Raw genomic sequence first — 15,741 nt, 5'->3', positions numbered from 1 at the left:
CCAACAGGCTGCCGATCACCATGCCGCCCGCCCAGGCACCGCTCGACAGTATCGATGGTGCCAGCGCCAGTGTGCTTCCCTGCAGAAAAGCGTCGGATGTTTTCAGGCGCGGACCAGGGCAGTCGGCTTCAACAGGTAATCCCCGTTAATAGTGATAACGACACATCAAGACCTGAGTCTCATCATCCTCTATGCCATAGACCAAGCGATGTTCGGCGGTGATTCGCCGAGACCAGAAGCCACTGAGGTTGTATTTGAGTGGTTCGGGGCCGTCTCTTCAAGGGCATTGAATTCCGATAGCGAGATCATCACCACGGGCTCACCTTTTTGCCGGGTGAGCAGCAACGGGATGTGATCGTCATTGACCCGATCCATTGTCTCGGAGAGATGGGCACGGGCATTGGTGTAGTTGATTGTTTCCATGGGTATGTCCTCGCTTGATGGTACGAAACGTCCAGAAATACGTACATGTGTTCAAGGGTTTCCTTATCAACGGTCAATGGGTGGCACCCTTACGGTTTGAGCCTGACCCACATCAAAACCCCGCAGCGCTAAACCCGTTACAACACAAAGGTCTGATGAACCCATAAAAACGACAACGGACCTGCGCCGAGGGGGCTTCCCCACGCGAGGTCATTAAAGGACTAATGCAATGGCGCTTTCTCTGTCACGCCTGGCCTTGCTGGGAGCGACGTTTGGTCTGACGCTACCCCTGCACGCCAATTCCGCCGATACCGCACTGATCGAACACGGCAAATATGTCGCGCAATTGGGCGACTGCATTGCCTGCCACACTGCCAAGCCAGGCAACGCGATGGCCGGCGGGCTGGAGCTGAGCACGCCGATGGGCACGATCTATTCGAGCAACATCACGCCGGACCGCGAGACCGGCATTGGTGCCTACAGCTTCGAACAGTTCGACCGGGTCATGCGTGAAGGTGTCACACCTGCGGGTATGAACCTGTACCCGGCGATGCCGTATCCGTCCTACGCCAAGATGAACGAGGAGGACATGCGCGCCTTGTACGCCTACCTGATGCAAGGCGTGGAACCCGTGCGGCAGGCCAACCTCGAGGCGGACATGGGCTTCCCGTTCAACCAGCGCTGGGGCCTGGCCTTGTGGAACTTCGCCTTTCTCGACAAGCAAGCGTTCCAGCCCGACCCCGGCCGTGACGCGCAGCTCAACCGTGGCGCGTATCTGGTCCAGGGCCTGGGCCACTGCGGCTCCTGTCATACCCCGCGGGGCATCGCCTTCCAGGAAAAGGCCATGAGCGATGACGGGCGCGGCGGCCAGCATTACCTGGCCGGCGAAACCGTCGAGCATTGGCGCGCCCTGAGCCTGCGCAACCTGTGGACCGTGGAAGACACCGTGCAACTGCTCAAGACCGGACAGAACCGTTTTGCCACCGTCGCCGGCAACATGGCCGATGTGATTCACCACAGTACCCAGCATTTCAGCGACGACGACCTGACCGCGATTGCCCGCTATCTGAAATCCCTGCCACCCGGCCCGGACGATCTGCCGATGCCGTCGGTGGCCCGCGCACCGGCCGCGCCACCCGCCGACCTGTTCACCAGCCGTGGCGGCCTGGGTTATATGCAGTTCTGCAGCGACTGCCACCGCAGTGATGGCGCGGGGGGGAAAGGCTTGTTCCCGCCATTGGCCGGCAACCCGAGCATCGTCTCGAACGACCCGACATCCCTGCTGCACATCACCCTCACCGGTTGGGAGACCGCACAAACGGCCACTCACCCACGGGTCTACACCATGCCCGGGTTTGCCCGGCTGGCGGACCAGGAGGTCGCCGAAATCCTCAGTTTCGTTCGCACGCGCTGGGGCAACCAGGGCACGTCGATCAGCGCCGCGCAGGTCAAGACATTGCGCGATCAGCTCAACCCGGCCACGACCGACTCCTCCACTTTCGAAACCCCGCGCCTGGCCGACCTGCTCGCGGCGCCGAACGCCGACCAGGTGGTGCGCGGCATGCGCCTGCACCTGCAAACCAAGGCATTGCTGCCCGACAACGTCGGCAACGCGCTCAATTGCACCAGTTGCCACCTCAACGCCGGCACCGTGGCGGACGGTTCGCCCTTCGTCGGCGTGTCGGCCTTCTTCCCCAGCTATGCACCGCGCGCGGGCAAGGTGGTGAGTCTGGAAGAACGCATCAACGGCTGCTTCCGGCGCTCGATGAACGGCAAACCGTTGCCGCCGCAGTCGGCGGATATGCAGGCGATGGTTGCGTACTTCGACTGGATGAAGAACAACACCCGCCCCGAAGACAAGGTGGCCGGGCGCGGTGTAGGCAAGGTCGACCCGGCGATCAAACCGGACCTGGCCAATGGCAAGGCGGTCTACGCCAAGCAATGCGCGGTGTGCCATGGCGACAACGGTGAGGGCCTGGCGCGTGCCGACGGCGAGCGGGTGTACCCGCCGCTGTGGGGCGATCAGTCGTTCAATATCGGCGCCGGCATGGCACGCACCTACACGGCGGCGGCGTTCGTCAAACGCAACATGCCGATCGGCTTCCACGAGCAGTTCCCGTTGGGCCAGGGCGGTTTGTCCGACCAGGAAGCGGTGGACGTCGCGGCGTATTTCTCGGGGCAACCTCGCCCGGACTTCCCGGACAAGGTCAAAGACTGGCCCAACGGCGGTAAGCCGGTGGATGCGCGTTACTAGTCCAGTTGCTTGAGGCACGCCTGGAGGATGTCCAGGCCTTCCTCCAACACCGCCGGCTCAATGGTCAGCGGTGCCAGTAAGCGGACGATGTGCCGCGACTTGCCGCTGGGCATCAGCAGCAAGCCGGCGTCCCGCGCCAGGCTCAGCAACTGGCTCAGTTGCTGGGGCGCGGGCGTGCCGTCGGCGTGGGCCAACTCGATGCCACGCATGGCGCCGACGCCGGTCAATCGGCCCAGGTAAGGCGACAGGCGTTGCGCGCGCCAGGTTTCGTAGCGGCGCAGGATGGCCTCTTCCTGTCGCGTGCCCCAGGCCTGCAACTGTGCATCCGTCATCACCTCCAGGGTGGCCAACGCCGCCGCGCAGGCGATGGGATTGCCCGAATATGTGCCGCCCAGCCCGCCTTTGGGCAGGTTGTCGAGTAATGCCTTGCGCCCCACCACAGCACCCAACGGCACACCGCCGGCGATGCTTTTGCCGAGCAGGATCAAGTCCGGCGTTATGTCCAGGCGCGAGAAGGCAAAACGTTGCCCGGTGCGGCCGAAACCGGACTGGATTTCATCGACGATCAGCAGGATGTTTTTCTCATCGCAGAAGCGGCGGAGGGCCTGGGCGAACGCGATATCCAGCGCGAGGAAGCCGCCTTCACCCTGCACCGGCTCAATGATGAAGCAGGCTACATCGTCGACGTCGATTTCCACGCTGAACAAGCGGTCCATAGCCTTCAGCGCTTCGGCGCAGGTCACGCCGTTATCGGCGCTGGGGTAGGGCAGGTGATACACCGGGCCCGGCAGGACACCGACTTTTTGCTTGTAGGGCGCGACCTTGCCATTCAGGTTGAGGGTGGCGAGGGTGCGGCCGTGGAAGGCGCCGTCGAAGGCGATCACCGCGGAGCGGCCGGTGGCGCCGCGCACGATCTTCAGGGCGTTTTCCGCGGCTTCCGCACCGCTGTTGGTGAGCATCCCGCTGACCGGGTAGTCCACCGGGATAAATGCACTCAGACGATCCATCAGCTCGATGTAAGGCCTGTGCGGAGCGGCGTTGAAGGCGTAGTGGGTCAGTTGGGTCGCCTGCTGGCGAATCGCCTCGACCACCGCCGGGTGGCAGTGCCCGAGGTTGAGCACGCCGATGCCGCCGACAAAATCGATGTAGCGCTTGCCCGCGGTGTCCCAGACTTCGGCGTTCTTGCCGTGGCTGAGGCTGATGGGGTGGACGATGGAAATCGACTGGCTGATGGTTTCGCGGCTCATGAATCTCGGACTCGGCAGTGGCGGGCGTCTTTTTATCTAAGCCGTGAGCCGGGCCGGGCCGCAAACGAAATAAAGTCACCGGGTCATTCCAAATCGGAAGGAGCGCTTGCCAAACAGCCGTTCGGGGCCACAAACCCGCGCGTTCATTCCGAGACGATGTCCTTCCCCGCCGCCTTGGAGCGATACAACGCCTGATCGGCCCGCGCCATCAGGGCGTCGGGGCCTTCACCCGCATGACGCTCCACCACCCCCAGGCTCAGGGTGATTTTGAAGTCGCCCACGGTGGGGACTTCGCTCATGCTTTGGCGAATGCGCTCGGCCAGGTTTTTTGCGCTCTCCAGGGTGCTTTTGGGCAGCACCACCACGAACTCATCGCCACCCCAGCGCGCAAGCAAGTCACCGGGGCGCACGCAGGCCTCCAGGCTCTCCACGACGCTCATCAGGGTCTGGTCGCCGACGCCGTGGCCGTGTCGATCATTGATCGGCTTGAAGTCATCGATATCCATGGCGACCAGGGCCAACGGCAGGCGAAAGCGTTGGGCGCGCTCGCATTCTTCCAGCAGCACTTTCTCCAGGCGATAACGGTTGGCCACGCGGGTCAGAGCGTCACGCTCGGCCAGGGAGCGGTTCTCGTCCAGTTGCAACTGCAGTTGCTGGTTGACCCGCGACAACTCGCGTGTGCGTTCGGCAACCAAGGCTTCAAGGGATTGGTTGCGCCGTTCGAGCTGTTCGATCGCGCACTTGCGCGTATTGATGTCGCGATGGGCGCCGACCATGCGCGCTACCGAGCCGTCGAGATTACGCGCAACCACATAGCCGCGGTCTTCGATCCACAGGTAGCTGCCGTCTTTTTTGCGGCAACGGTATTCGATTTGGTAATAGGGCGAGCGACGGTTGATATAGTCATCGAACACCGTCATCACGCGGGAGTAGTCGTCGGGGTGAATGATGTTCTCCCAGGTGAACACGCTGTTCTCCAGGGAGTGGCGGGGGTAACCGAGCATTTCGTACCAGCCCGGGTTGCGGTAAACGAACCCCGTATTCGCGTTCCAGTCCCAGACCCCGTCGCTGACCAGTTCCATGACGGCATGCAACATGTCGGCATTGAGGTCAGTTGATGGTTTGTTGCCGGCTGTATCGTCCATGTGCGCGCTCCCTGCGTGGGCCTCAAGGCCGGTCAAATTGACGCCGATACTCCGTGGCTGGCGCTACTGTACAATGGGGCTTGCACGCTTTGAATAGAGCGACTGTGCGGTTGTCGAGGTGTGGCGATGGGCCATTATTTCGGCGCCCGCATCCTCGTCGGTGCCTTCCCGTTGGCGTTGTGCTGGTAAATGGCCTCGGGCTGGCCTTGCTCGTTGAAAAATACCTGGCCGATCCCCGCCGAGTTCCACAAGCGTTCACCGGCTTCGGCGTGTTCCGGGATATGCGGTACCACCTGCATGGTGCGGCGGCGGGTGAACCAGTTGAGTGGGGAGCGCGGCGAGTAGAGCCAGCGGTTGAGGCGGTCGAACCATTCCAGCAGGCGCGGCGGGAATTCGTTCTTGATGCCGCTGCTGGTGATCTGCCAGAGCTTGGGGCCAGCGTTGCGATGGCGGATCAGCACTTCGTAGACGAACGAGTAATGCACGTCGCCCGAGAGGATGACGTAGTTACCCGGTGTGCGGGAGTGGCGGAAGATATTCAGGATCACCTGGGCGGCGCCGCGATGCGCCATCCAGTTTTCGGCGTCGACCAGCAGCGGGTAGCCGCACCAACTGAACACTTTTTGCACGGTCTCGATCAGCTTGACGCCAAAGATCGGCGCGGGGGAGACGATGATTGCCGACGGGTGGTCCAGCAGCGCTTGTTGCAGTTCGCTCAAGGCTTCCCAGTCCAGCAGGCCGGACGGTTGCTTGAGGTTGAATTCGCTGCGCCAGCGGCGGGTGCGGGTGTCGAGCACCACCAGCGCAGGGGTGGTCGGCAGCACGTAATGCCACTGTTGGAAGGCCAGCAGCGTGTCGAGCAGTTGATCCTGCGCACTCGCGTTCAGGTGGTTGTGCTGTGCCTGGGCGACAAGTGTCTGGGTCTGGTTGATCAGCGGGCCAAATACCTGCGGCTGGTTGCCCCAGCCTTGGCACAGCAGGTAAGCCAGCAGCGCGTTACCGATGATGCGTTTGGAGAACGGATGGCCGTAGGCGGTTTCTTCCCACTGCGCGCTGAGGTTCCAGTCGTCGGTGATGTCGTGATCGTCGAAGATCATCAGCGTGGACAGATGGGCAAACACCCGCGCGACGCCGGGCAGGCCGTTGCGGAAGCGATCGATCTGCACCTGTTCACGGGCATAACGCTGTTGCGCGTCGGCGCTCAGTTGCGGCGGCTGTGGCGCGATCAGCGTCCAGGGAGTGGGGGACCAGACCAACAAATACATGGCCATCACTTCGGCAAAGGTCACCAGGTGATTGTCGGCGGTGCTGCTGGTGAAAATCGGCTTCTTCACGCCGCCGAAAAAACGCTCGCGCAAGGTCTCGTTGCTGTCCAGCGCGGGGAGCAGTTCGGCCCGCTGGTAATAACTGGCGTGATGCCCGTAGAGGCTGGCGCTGTCGTCCACCACGGCGCCTTCCAGGTATTCGTCGAACAGCCCCAGGCGCGCGATCAGCCCATGAATCGCCCGCAGCATCGGCCCGGCGACATCGTCGGCGTACACCTGGTCGCCGCTCATCATCAACAATGCCGGGCGTTGGGCTGGGGTCTGGGCGTCGGCCAGCAGGCGATCGACGCACAGCAAGCCTTCGTCCGCCGGGTGATGGGGCTTGCGGCAGGAGCCGTGGACCAGTTGATGAATACGGCTATGCCGCACGAAACTCGGCGATTGCGCGTCGCAATAGAGCAGGTGCGCTGCCCAGTGGGCGATGCCGCGCCCGTCGATCAGCAAGTCGTAGCCGATCAGCGCGTCCTGGGGCAGGGCCTCATCCAACGGGATGTCGATCAAGTGGATAAAGGCCTGGCGCCCCACCGGCACGATTTGGCACTGGCCTTGGTCCAGCACGATGTCGCGGCTCTGTTCGGCGACGTGCAGCCTGAGGGTCAAAGGCAGTTGCCGCGTCCCCACCAGCCACATTACCAGGCGCTGGGGTTCAAGGCGCCGCAGCAGCGGGCCGGCGAGGACGTCGGGCAGGGTGCCGGCGTGAGGCATAGGGTTGAAAGCTCCGCGCAGGATGATCACGAAGGTTAACCCGGCGGATGTCAGTATTGTGTTAAGGCCGGGCGGATCGAAAGGAGGAAGAGGCTGCAGGTCGGCAGCCTCTGGTTGGGCGCCTCAGATGATGTTTCCCCGACCCAGGCTGTCCAGCCCGCTCACGGCGCGGTCTTTTTTAGGCGACTGCTCGCCATTGACGTCAATGGCCGCTCCCTGAGGAGGCGTTTTTGAGGGGGAGTGGTGGTCTACCTGTGTGTTCAAGTAGGTCGGCAGAAACGAATTTTCGAAGTTCAGATGGCTGTAGAAAATATTCATCACGGTTTCCTCTGTAAGTTCGGTTTGCGGCGAACACTGTCGACGCGAACCGAACTTACAGCGGGTAAGAAGGCAGTCGCTATAAACCTATTGAGTCAAAACGAGACTACTCAGGAGTGGGAATCTTCATTCACCGTGGGCACCGTAAATCGGAGCCCACTGCCAGCCCGTCGTGACGTTGAGCAAAGCGATATCGCGAAGCTATCAATGCATCGACGCGCCCTGCCGGGTCAGTGCGGTTTGTACGCATTCGAGCAGATGTTCGGTGCTCCACGGCTTGGGCAGGAAGCGTACCGATCCCCCCAGCTGCGCCGCCAGCCCGGTGTTGCCGGACGTCAGCAGCACCGGCACCGACGGCCAGCGATGGGCCACCACTCGACTCAGGTCATAGCCGTTGAGTAAACCAGGCATCTGGATATCACTCACAATCAGGTCCACCGGGTCATCGGCCCGCTCCAGGTAGATCATGCCTTCATCCGCCGAAGGAAACGAGGTGACATGTGCGCCGAAATCCTCCAACACGTCCACCATTAACGCGCGAATGATTTCGTCGTCTTCCAGCACTAAAATCGATGGCTGAGCCATGATCCTTACTCCACCATCAGGGTTCAGTAGGGTGGAGTGGGGCGGAGCGGATTAGGTTCGATCCGATATGCGCTGAGCGATGGATGGTCGTTTTGCGCGTCTAGGTTGCGCATTTGCCGGGTGCTGCTGCACGATACGGGCGCTTTTCCACCCACTCCCGGTCCGCTTGCTTGAGGCCGTGACACAAGGCCGTCAACCGTGACCACTCGCGCGACCCCACTGATCGACAACGACCTTGCAACCGCATGATCAAAGTCGACCATGCCGGCGAGCATGGGGCGATCTGTATCTACAGCGGCCAGTTGTTCATGGCGCGTGTGTTTGCCCGCGACAAGGTCGATGAACTCAAGGAGTTCCTCTCCCACGAGCGCCGCCACCGCGCCGTGTTCCAGGCCGAATTGCGACGACGGGGTTACCGCCGCTGCCGCAGTTACTGGCTATGCGGTCTCGGCGGCCTGGTACTGGGGCTGATCACCGGTCTGTGCGGCCGCAAAGCGATTGTTGCCACCACGGTTGCGGTCGAGAGTGTGGTCCTCAGGCACCTGGCCCATCAACTCCACACATTGCGTGACATCGACCCGCTGGCCGTGGCCGCGATTGCCACGATCGTCGAGGAGGAACAGCACCACCATGATCACTCTGCCGCGCAGATCGAGCGGGACGACCCGTGGTTCAGGGCGCTGGCGCCGGTGGTGACGGCGTGGACCGAAGCGGTGATCTGGATGGGCATGCGTTCCTGACAAACCGGCATAATTACCCGTATCACCCGATGTGGAGCCCTTATGAAGTACCGCGCGTTACTGACCTTCGTCCTGATCCTCAACACCGGCGCAGCCTGCGCCGCCGGCGATGCCGACGCGGGTGGCAAGCTCTTCGCCAAAACCTGCGGCGGCTGCCATAGCATCGGCGAGGGCGCGCGCGGCGGCTTTGGCCCCGAACTCAATGGCATCATCGGCAGGCCAGCCGGCACCACTCCCGACTATCAGTATTCAGATGCGATGAAAAACTCCGGGGTGGTCTGGACCCGGGAAAAACTCGCGGCCTATATCGAGGCGCCGAAGAAGGTGGTGAGCGGCACGCGCATGATCTTCTGGGGCATCAGCGATCAGGAAAAGATCGACAACATCCTGGCCTACCTGGCGACGTTTCAACCTGAGTGATCGCCTGACCCCATGTGGGAGTTGTCGAGCCCCGGCGAGGCTGCGATGGGATCACCGCGTGACACCTGCCAGACCGCAGCGCCTGCATCGCAGCCTCGCTGGGGCTCGACAACTCCCACATAAAACCTGCGTCGTTCTGAAGCCCTTACACCGATAAGGACATCCCCTCAAATGTGGGCGCGGTGCATCAGCCCCGCCCCAAATACCTGCAATACCAAACCACCCCACCCACAACCGCCCCCACAACAGTGACCCCGTTCCCCACCAACCAAATCCCAAAGTTCCGAGTCTGCTCCGCATCCCCCTCATAAAACGGCCCAAAGTACGCCGCCACCGCCATCACCACACCGTTAAACACCCCAACAGCGACGGCAACCACCAAAAACACGAACACGACCGCCTTACATACCTTCATATAACCCTCCAAAACCATATTTCCCTGGAGTCGTGATAATCCGAGAACGTCCCTTCGATCGAGAACCCCAACTGAATTCGCGGGTAGCTCAGCCAATCCGTCAATCGCCGTCCATTCCATAAATCAATGTGGTCACCACTGCGATTGCCAAACGTCTCATTCCTCCTGCGCCAAGGTCTTTTTCTGCCCGCTGATCACGCCAGCAGGTGCTTGGAAATGATCCGCGAGATTTCAACAATCGAAGTCTTCCCCGTGAACTCGAATTTCACTTTCCCCAGCGACGAGAAGTAAATCTCCAACTCCGAATCCAGATCGAACGTCCCGGAGGTTTCCACCGAATACGCCACGATGTTTTTGTACGGCAGCGAGGTGAAGTCCTTCTTGCTGCCGGTAATCCCCTGCACGTTCACCGCGATGATGCGCTTGGTGGTGAAGACCACGCCGTCGCGCATGGCTTTGTAGGCATCGATCACTTCTTCGCCGTCCAGCAGCAGGGCGGCAACGCGTTCGGCGTATTCGTTGTTTTGCTTGAGTTTGAAGAAGCCTTTGTTGTTGAAGTCGATCATGTGCCTGTCCTGGGTGAGTGAGCCGGTAATCGCCAGCCGGTGTATGACGTTTTGCTCGTGGATCTGTATCTAACGCCCTGCTTTTCAACGCCCTACCATGGCGCCTGACACTGCAACGTCGGCGAAGGATTTCACGCCGGCAGAATAAAAATCCAGGAGCTAAACAATGCCCGATATGTCCAGCTTGCTTGCCTACGCGCTGATCTCACTCGGCATGGTGCTGACGCCCGGGCCGAACATGATTTACCTCATTTCCCGCTCGATTTGCCAGGGACGCATGGCCGGGATGATCTCCCTGGGCGGGGTGGCGTTGGGGTTTATCGTTTACATGCTGTGCGCGGCATTGGGTATCACCGCGTTGGTGATGGCGGTTCCCTTGGCGTATGACGCGCTGCGGCTCGGCGGTGCGTTGTACCTGGTCTACCTGGCCTGGCAGGCGGTCAAGCCGGGTGGTCGTTCGCCTTTTCAGGTGCGGGACCTGCCCCTGGATAGCCCGCGCAAGCTGTTCATGATGGGCTTTGTGACCAACCTGCTGAATCCTAAAGTCGCGGTGATGTACCTGTCGTTGCTGCCTCAGTTCATCGACCCGAACGGCCACGGCAGTGTGCTGACGCAATCCCTGGTGCTGGGCTTCACGCAGATTTTCATCAGCGTGAGCGTCAACGCAATGATTGCCATGATGGCGGGCTCCATCGCGGTGTTTTTCGTCACCCGGCCCGGTTGGCAGGTGGTGCAGCGCTGGCTGATGGGCTCGGTGCTGATGGGCTTGGCCGTGCGGATGGCGGTTGAAGGGCGGCGCTAACCGGGCATGCGCTTTTGGCCGCGGCCGGCACGCTGATCAGCGATTCACAGGATGTCTTTCAAATAGTCCTTGAGGGTGGTTAGCGGCGTGGGCAGTGCGTCGAGTTGATGGACGTTTTGCACGTCAGTCGCCAACCGCCGCAACTCCCGCCCCAGCACCGTGTGGGCGCCGCCCAATGCCTCCAGCGCCTGCACCACGCATTCCTCGATCTTGCGTTGAATCGCAGCCAAATCCCGCTGCCGCACCAGTAACCCAAACACTTCCCGCTCGTACCCGTCCATCACCAGATCGTCACGCAAGACCGGGCTGCCGCCGTCGGTCTCGTACACCAGTTTCAGTGCGAAGAGCGCAACCGCTTCCAGCGTCAATTCCATGGTCTCGCTTCCTCGGGGTTTGGTGGGGAGGGCGATGATCACTGTTCTGCGCCGGAAAAAAAAGACCCACGCGTCAGCGCTCCAGGATCAGCTCCACGCGGCGGGCGCGTGCAAAACCTAGATCAAGCGATAGGTGGGATACCGACCCGAAGTGGCCGCCCGAGAGGTGCTGCTTTCGATTGTGCAGAACGGACACATTTCTATGGTTCCCCAAACCGGGAGAAATCGGCTAAAAGCAGTCCGTCAGATTCGACCAGTAAATCAGGGGCGATTCAGACCACAGTTAGAACGATTATGCTTCGGGCGCTTAAATATGGATTTCCAATCCTGTGCCGGCCGGCAAGCCTCCAGTGATTTATGTCCGCGTGGCTCATGACACTAACTGCATGGTCATTGCGCTATATACCTTCAGCCCCTGCAGATCGCTGCCCCTTGCCTGAGTGCAACCCAGTTTGGCCAGCCAACGGTGTGCAGGGTTCTTGTCCAACGCAACCGCGTGCAGCGCTACAGGTGTAAGGCCCAATCCAATCAGTACTTGAGGGCCTTGTTCACTGACCAACAGGAATTCGTCGGCGCCCACGCCAACTGCCCGGTCCAGCCCGGCATAGAGGTTGCGCTTCCAATCAGTGATGTGCGACTGCCAACGGGCAAAATTGCCTCCCCCTTTTTGGCGGTACTCGTCGCTCTGCAATACGGCAAGCGTGTCGACTGAATGCAGGGCCAGGTAGGCCGGGCAATCGCCGCTCAAGGCTTTGAAACGCTGCGAGGAGCTGAATCCGCTCACCGAGATCAGCGCTGGCAGTTTTTCCAGGCTGTAAAACGCATTCCACTCAGCTTCGCTCGCGGGGTCAGCGTAGTTGCATTCGACTGTATAAATCATCATGTCACTTCGTTGGTTGATGTTTAATCATGCTAGTGACACGGTAATGATCCATAAAACGACTTTTCGGCACTCTTCAGTGATTAAACATCAAGGTGGAGGCCTTGACTTGAACCAGGAATGCCCATGCGTCGAAAGCTCCCGAGTAACGCTGCCCTGATGGCCTTTGAAGCCGCAGCCCGGCATGGCAGTTTCGCCCGTGCCGCAGACGAGTTGGCCCTGACTGAAGGCGCCATCAGCCGGCAGATAGGCCGTCTGGAGGCGTTTCTGGGGGTCACGTTATTCGAGCGTGTTGGCAACCGTGTGCGGCTCTTGCCCAACGGTGAGCGCTACGCGGCCCAAGTGCGCGAACTACTCGACCGGCTCGACAGGGACAGCCAGTATTTGATGGGCCAGCCCAGCGACGGCGCCAGCCTGGATATCGCCGTCAGCCCAACCTTTGCCCTGCGCTGGCTAATTCCGCGGTTGGCCGGCTTTGGCCAGCAACACCCGAATATCTGCGTGCACCTCTCGGAACGTATGGAACCGTTCGTGCTCGCCGGCAGCGGTTTCGATGCCGCCATCCATTTTGAGCACCCGGCATGGACGGGCATGCAGACGCACCGCCTGTTGAACGAAGTGTTAATTCCGGTTTGTCACCCTGGCCTGCTGAAGCCGGGCAAGCAGGCAACGGCTCTGGATTCATTGCCGCGATTACACCGACGACAGAACCCGGATGCCTGGCAGCGTTACGCCCAGCAAACCGGGATTGTCCTGAGCAACGCCGCGATGGGCGCGCGTTACGATTTGCATGCGATGCTGATCGAAGCCGCGCTGGCGGGGCTCGGCGTGGCACTCGTACCGCGCCTGTACGTGGAAGCCGAACTGGCGCAAGGCCGGCTGGTCGCGCCATGGCCACAAGAGAAGAATGTCGCCAAGGCCTTTTGCCTCGTGCTACCCGAACCGCTTGAACTGAGCCGCGCGCCCATCCAGGTATTTGCGCGTTGGCTGTTGGAGGAAGCGCAGGTGACGTAGGGGACGCGGTGGGGCCTGTACCGGATTGGTTCAGACGCTGAGCGACTCAGAACTTCACATTGAAACCGGCATGCATCAGCGTGGTCGATGGCCACGCTGGGCATCAGGTCGAAATTCACGGTATCGCGGAACGCTTCATTGATCCGCGCGCCATTGAGATAAACCGCCAGCCCCTTTGGAGTTCCTTATTCCTGGCGGGATAAATGCGTCAACGTCTGTTTGCAAAACCACGACCTATTAGTAGGGAGTTAAGACTTTTGGATGAGTTGAAGGGGCGTGCAATGTGTTTTTTTGATTTTGTGTAATAAGGAAGAGGGGGTTAGTTGGTTTAATACAGTAGTCGAGGTTTTATTTTTATGGAGGTGTAAATGCCGTTGCGGTCTACATTGATAGACGCCCGTCATCAGGCACAGAGTTTTGGACAGATTTGTGGGGCTCCCGTCGGACCTTAACGTGCCATGACGTTGACGATTACATGCAGGATGAAGGCGGGTCCATAACAAGGCTGGCCCTGTTCATCTTCGATACGCCAGATCGACGTGAGTGTGCAGGTCTCCCTTGGGGCGCCGAACTCCACGCTGATACGTACCGGCTGGCCGGGCAGGGTGTCGGCGATGGGGATTTCGTTGTTCAGGCTGCGCAGGTGGGTGTCCATCACCACTTCCAAGGGAACGCCGGACGCGCTGCGGCGAGCGATTACGTATTCGCCGTCGACCCGTACCAATTTCCGACCGCGCCACGGGCGGGCGCCAAGGTTCTGGATCTCCCAGGTTTTCTGAAACGTCTCACCGGGCAGCACCACGGTCTGGTCTGGGGTGGTGACATCCGCGTTGAAGACAGCTATGTCGCTGGGGTCACGCAGGCCGGTGGCGCGATTAGTGGTTGCCATTGAACAGGCATCGCCCGGTGCGCCAGCCAGGTCGGCGAAGTAGCGGAATAACAGCAGCGGCGAAACCTGCAACGCCTTGGCCAGTTTGATCAGGGTGCGTACTGAGGGATCTTGTGAGGCTCCGCCGGTCAATCCGTAGAGGTAGGTTCGGGAAATGCCGGCTTCTTTGGCCAGGGCTGTCAGGGGCTTTCCCAGTTCTCGGCTGCGTCGCATAACCAAGGCTCGAAGCGTATCGCGTGTTCTGATGTTCATATTCGAGTGTTGATCTCCGGTCCTTGGTGATAGTCGTCACGTTGTTCGCCAAAAAGGACAACCTGCTCGCCGCTACGTATATCGAGCGATGCACACTTGCGACCTGCTAGCGACGTGGTGAAGGACATGGATAGGTCCCTTTTGGGTTGGCTACATCCAGTGTCGTGGTTTCTCGCATGCTTGCGAACCTTGTGTGTGTTGCATTCCTTTACAATCATCTTTGGATATAGCGATGACTCAAATAAAAACGTGCTGTGAATCCATTGTTCGATCAGGCTTCGGCATCCTGCAAATGTCTGATGCCATGTTGCAGGACTACAAAAAAATTGTTGATGGATATTCAGCAATCTCTCAGGCCACTAAAGATTCATTTTCCTTTGTTCAAACGCTGCTAAATTTTTCCCGCTCGCAACCATCAATTTAAATAGTGCCATAAACGTCCGCACACCAAGTTCGGTAATCAACCGATTCAACTTCTCTAATATTCTAGCGGGTTCGAACATCCCATGCTTCTAAACTTCAACGCTCTTTACCTCGAAGGCTTGCTTTTGGGCATGGGGCTGTTCGCCGCGCCTGGTCCGAAAGACACCTTGGTCATCCGCCAAGGTGTGGGCCGGGGTCCGATCTGGGCCGTGGTTGCTATCTGCGTACTCGCCGATGTCCTACTGATCGCTGTTGGCGTCGCAGGGTTGGGTTCATTGCTGGGAAGTCGGCCGGGTGTGGTGGCGCTGTTGCTGCTGTCCGGTGCGGCGTATTTGCTTTGGTTTGGCGGTCAACGCTTGCTGGCCTGCCTACGTAACCAGTCCATGCCCAACACGCAAGGCGGTCACTCGCAACGAGGCTTGCTGCGCACCGCACTGGTGCTCGGGTTTGCCAATCCCTACGCCTGGCTTGATACCGTCGTGCTGATCGGCTCGATCGGCGCAGCCAAACCCACCGGCCAACAAGCACTGTTCGCGAGTGGCGCGATGACGGCATCGTTGGTGTGGTTTGTGATACTGGCGCTGGGATGTCAGCGTTTGACGCGGCTGTTCCAGGCGCCAGTGGTGTGGCGCTGGTTGGATGCGGGTGTGGCGGTGTTGATGGTGTACCTGGCCGGGATGTTGATCACTGATTCAGTGGGTGTCTTTCAGCAGGTAATCGGGGTCAGACTCTGAAGAGTCCAAAGGGCTGCGAACGCCTCAATGTCGTCTTTCACCAAGTCGGCTTGGACGTATCGCGCTGGAGAAAGAGTAATCTGCCGGTTGCGATAGGCCGAAGTCGGCCCAGAGTGTGTAAAAACGCATTTGTACACTGTCGGCGCGAAGCGCCGACGGCTGTTAGCTGAGTAATTGCTCACAACAAGTCCTGCGGATCATCACTTGGGTCTGGGAGCCCCCTGCGTCGC

General features: G+C 60.2%; 17 protein-coding genes and 1 pseudogene. 6 read left to right on the top strand and 12 right to left on the bottom strand.

Features of this window, described 5'->3' with window-relative positions; genetic code table 11:
* Nucleotides 1-145: 145 nt before the first annotated feature.
* Both TU80_RS33490 and TU80_RS20715 read right to left on the bottom strand, forming a co-directional pair.
* Nucleotides 146-223: a type II toxin-antitoxin system YoeB family toxin gene (locus TU80_RS33490; RefSeq protein ID WP_141123716.1), complete on the bottom strand. Its 78-nt coding sequence runs from the start codon at nt 221-223 to the stop codon at nt 146-148.
* Nucleotides 190-423, bottom strand: a complete 234-nt coding sequence (locus TU80_RS20715) for a type II toxin-antitoxin system Phd/YefM family antitoxin (protein ID WP_227778728.1) — start codon at nt 421-423, stop codon at nt 190-192. The genes TU80_RS33490 and TU80_RS20715 overlap by 34 nt, the downstream gene beginning before the upstream one ends.
* A gap of 229 nt (nt 424-652) precedes the next feature.
* On the opposite strand from TU80_RS20715, the gene TU80_RS20710 reads away from it, so the two are divergent.
* Nucleotides 653-2,677 (top strand): c-type cytochrome, encoded by a 2,025-nt coding sequence (locus TU80_RS20710; protein ID WP_057005273.1) that lies wholly within the window; start codon nt 653-655, stop codon nt 2,675-2,677.
* On the opposite strand, the gene TU80_RS20705 is transcribed toward TU80_RS20710, so the two are convergent.
* From TU80_RS20705 to TU80_RS20685, 5 genes are all read right to left on the bottom strand, one after another.
* Complete coding sequence (locus TU80_RS20705; RefSeq protein WP_057005272.1) at nt 2,674-3,924, bottom strand: 2-aminoadipate transaminase; 1,251 nt, start codon at nt 3,922-3,924, stop codon at nt 2,674-2,676. The two genes, TU80_RS20710 and TU80_RS20705, sit on opposite strands and share 4 nt — an antisense overlap.
* Before the next feature lie 143 nt (nt 3,925-4,067).
* A complete protein-coding gene (locus TU80_RS20700; RefSeq protein ID WP_046382112.1) occupies nt 4,068-5,069 on the bottom strand; it encodes a sensor domain-containing diguanylate cyclase in 1,002 nt (333 codons plus the stop codon).
* 134 nt (nt 5,070-5,203) lie between these two features.
* On the bottom strand, nt 5,204-7,099 hold the full coding sequence (locus tag TU80_RS20695) for an alkaline phosphatase D family protein (protein WP_057005271.1): 1,896 nt from the start codon (nt 7,097-7,099) through the stop codon (nt 5,204-5,206).
* Between the two features lie 123 nt (nt 7,100-7,222).
* Nucleotides 7,223-7,417 carry a hypothetical protein gene (locus TU80_RS20690; protein ID WP_046382114.1) on the bottom strand — a complete coding sequence of 65 codons (195 nt, stop codon included), beginning with the start codon at nt 7,415-7,417 and terminating at the stop codon, nt 7,223-7,225.
* 204 nt (nt 7,418-7,621) lie between these two features.
* A complete protein-coding gene (locus TU80_RS20685; RefSeq protein ID WP_017846735.1) occupies nt 7,622-8,002 on the bottom strand; it encodes a response regulator in 381 nt (126 codons plus the stop codon).
* 245 nt (nt 8,003-8,247) lie between these two features.
* Between TU80_RS20685 and TU80_RS20680 the strand changes: the two genes are divergently transcribed.
* Together TU80_RS20680 and TU80_RS20675 are read left to right on the top strand one after the other, a co-directional pair.
* Nucleotides 8,248-8,742 (top strand): demethoxyubiquinone hydroxylase family protein, encoded by a 495-nt coding sequence (locus TU80_RS20680; RefSeq protein WP_057005270.1) that lies wholly within the window; start codon nt 8,248-8,250, stop codon nt 8,740-8,742.
* Nucleotides 8,743-8,784: 42 nt separating this feature from the next.
* Nucleotides 8,785-9,162, top strand: a complete 378-nt coding sequence (locus TU80_RS20675) for a c-type cytochrome (protein WP_057005269.1) — start codon at nt 8,785-8,787, stop codon at nt 9,160-9,162.
* 411 nt (nt 9,163-9,573) lie between these two features.
* On the opposite strand, the pseudogene TU80_RS31895 reads toward TU80_RS20675, so the two are convergent.
* Nucleotides 9,574-9,738 (bottom strand): annotated as a pseudogene (locus TU80_RS31895) (T6SS effector amidase Tae4 family protein); the annotation flags it as partial.
* Nucleotides 9,739-9,771: 33 nt separating this feature from the next.
* Nucleotides 9,772-10,143: a PH domain-containing protein gene (locus TU80_RS20665; protein WP_017846739.1), complete on the bottom strand. Its 372-nt coding sequence runs from the start codon at nt 10,141-10,143 to the stop codon at nt 9,772-9,774.
* A gap of 166 nt (nt 10,144-10,309) precedes the next feature.
* Between TU80_RS20665 and TU80_RS20660 the strand changes: the two genes are divergently transcribed.
* A complete protein-coding gene (locus TU80_RS20660) occupies nt 10,310-10,945 on the top strand; it encodes a LysE family translocator (protein ID WP_046382117.1) in 636 nt (211 codons plus the stop codon).
* A gap of 44 nt (nt 10,946-10,989) precedes the next feature.
* Here the strand turns inward: TU80_RS20660 and TU80_RS20655 are convergent, their stop codons facing one another.
* A complete protein-coding gene (locus tag TU80_RS20655; protein ID WP_017846741.1) occupies nt 10,990-11,319 on the bottom strand; it encodes a hypothetical protein in 330 nt (109 codons plus the stop codon).
* Nucleotides 11,320-11,689: 370 nt separating this feature from the next.
* On the bottom strand, nt 11,690-12,199 hold the full coding sequence (locus TU80_RS20650; protein ID WP_057005307.1) for a hypothetical protein: 510 nt from the start codon (nt 12,197-12,199) through the stop codon (nt 11,690-11,692).
* Nucleotides 12,200-12,325: 126 nt separating this feature from the next.
* Between TU80_RS20650 and TU80_RS20645 the strand changes: the two genes are divergently transcribed.
* Nucleotides 12,326-13,213, top strand: a complete 888-nt coding sequence (locus TU80_RS20645; protein WP_057005268.1) for a LysR substrate-binding domain-containing protein — start codon at nt 12,326-12,328, stop codon at nt 13,211-13,213.
* A gap of 448 nt (nt 13,214-13,661) precedes the next feature.
* Here the strand turns inward: TU80_RS20645 and TU80_RS20640 are convergent, their stop codons facing one another.
* The gene (locus tag TU80_RS20640; protein WP_232565975.1) at nt 13,662-14,315 is read right to left on the bottom strand and encodes an NBR1-Ig-like domain-containing protein; all 654 of its coding nucleotides are present in this window, start codon (nt 14,313-14,315) and stop codon (nt 13,662-13,664) included.
* Between the two features lie 545 nt (nt 14,316-14,860).
* Here TU80_RS20640 and TU80_RS20635 point away from each other — a divergent pair.
* The gene (locus TU80_RS20635) at nt 14,861-15,511 is read left to right on the top strand and encodes a LysE/ArgO family amino acid transporter (protein ID WP_057005266.1); all 651 of its coding nucleotides are present in this window, start codon (nt 14,861-14,863) and stop codon (nt 15,509-15,511) included.
* The last annotated feature ends 230 nt before the right edge of the window (nt 15,512-15,741 follow it).

This window comes from Pseudomonas veronii (assembly GCF_001439695.1).
Lineage (GTDB): Bacteria > Pseudomonadota > Gammaproteobacteria > Pseudomonadales > Pseudomonadaceae > Aquipseudomonas > Aquipseudomonas veronii.
This window is presented reverse-complemented; position numbering and strand designations above follow the sequence as displayed.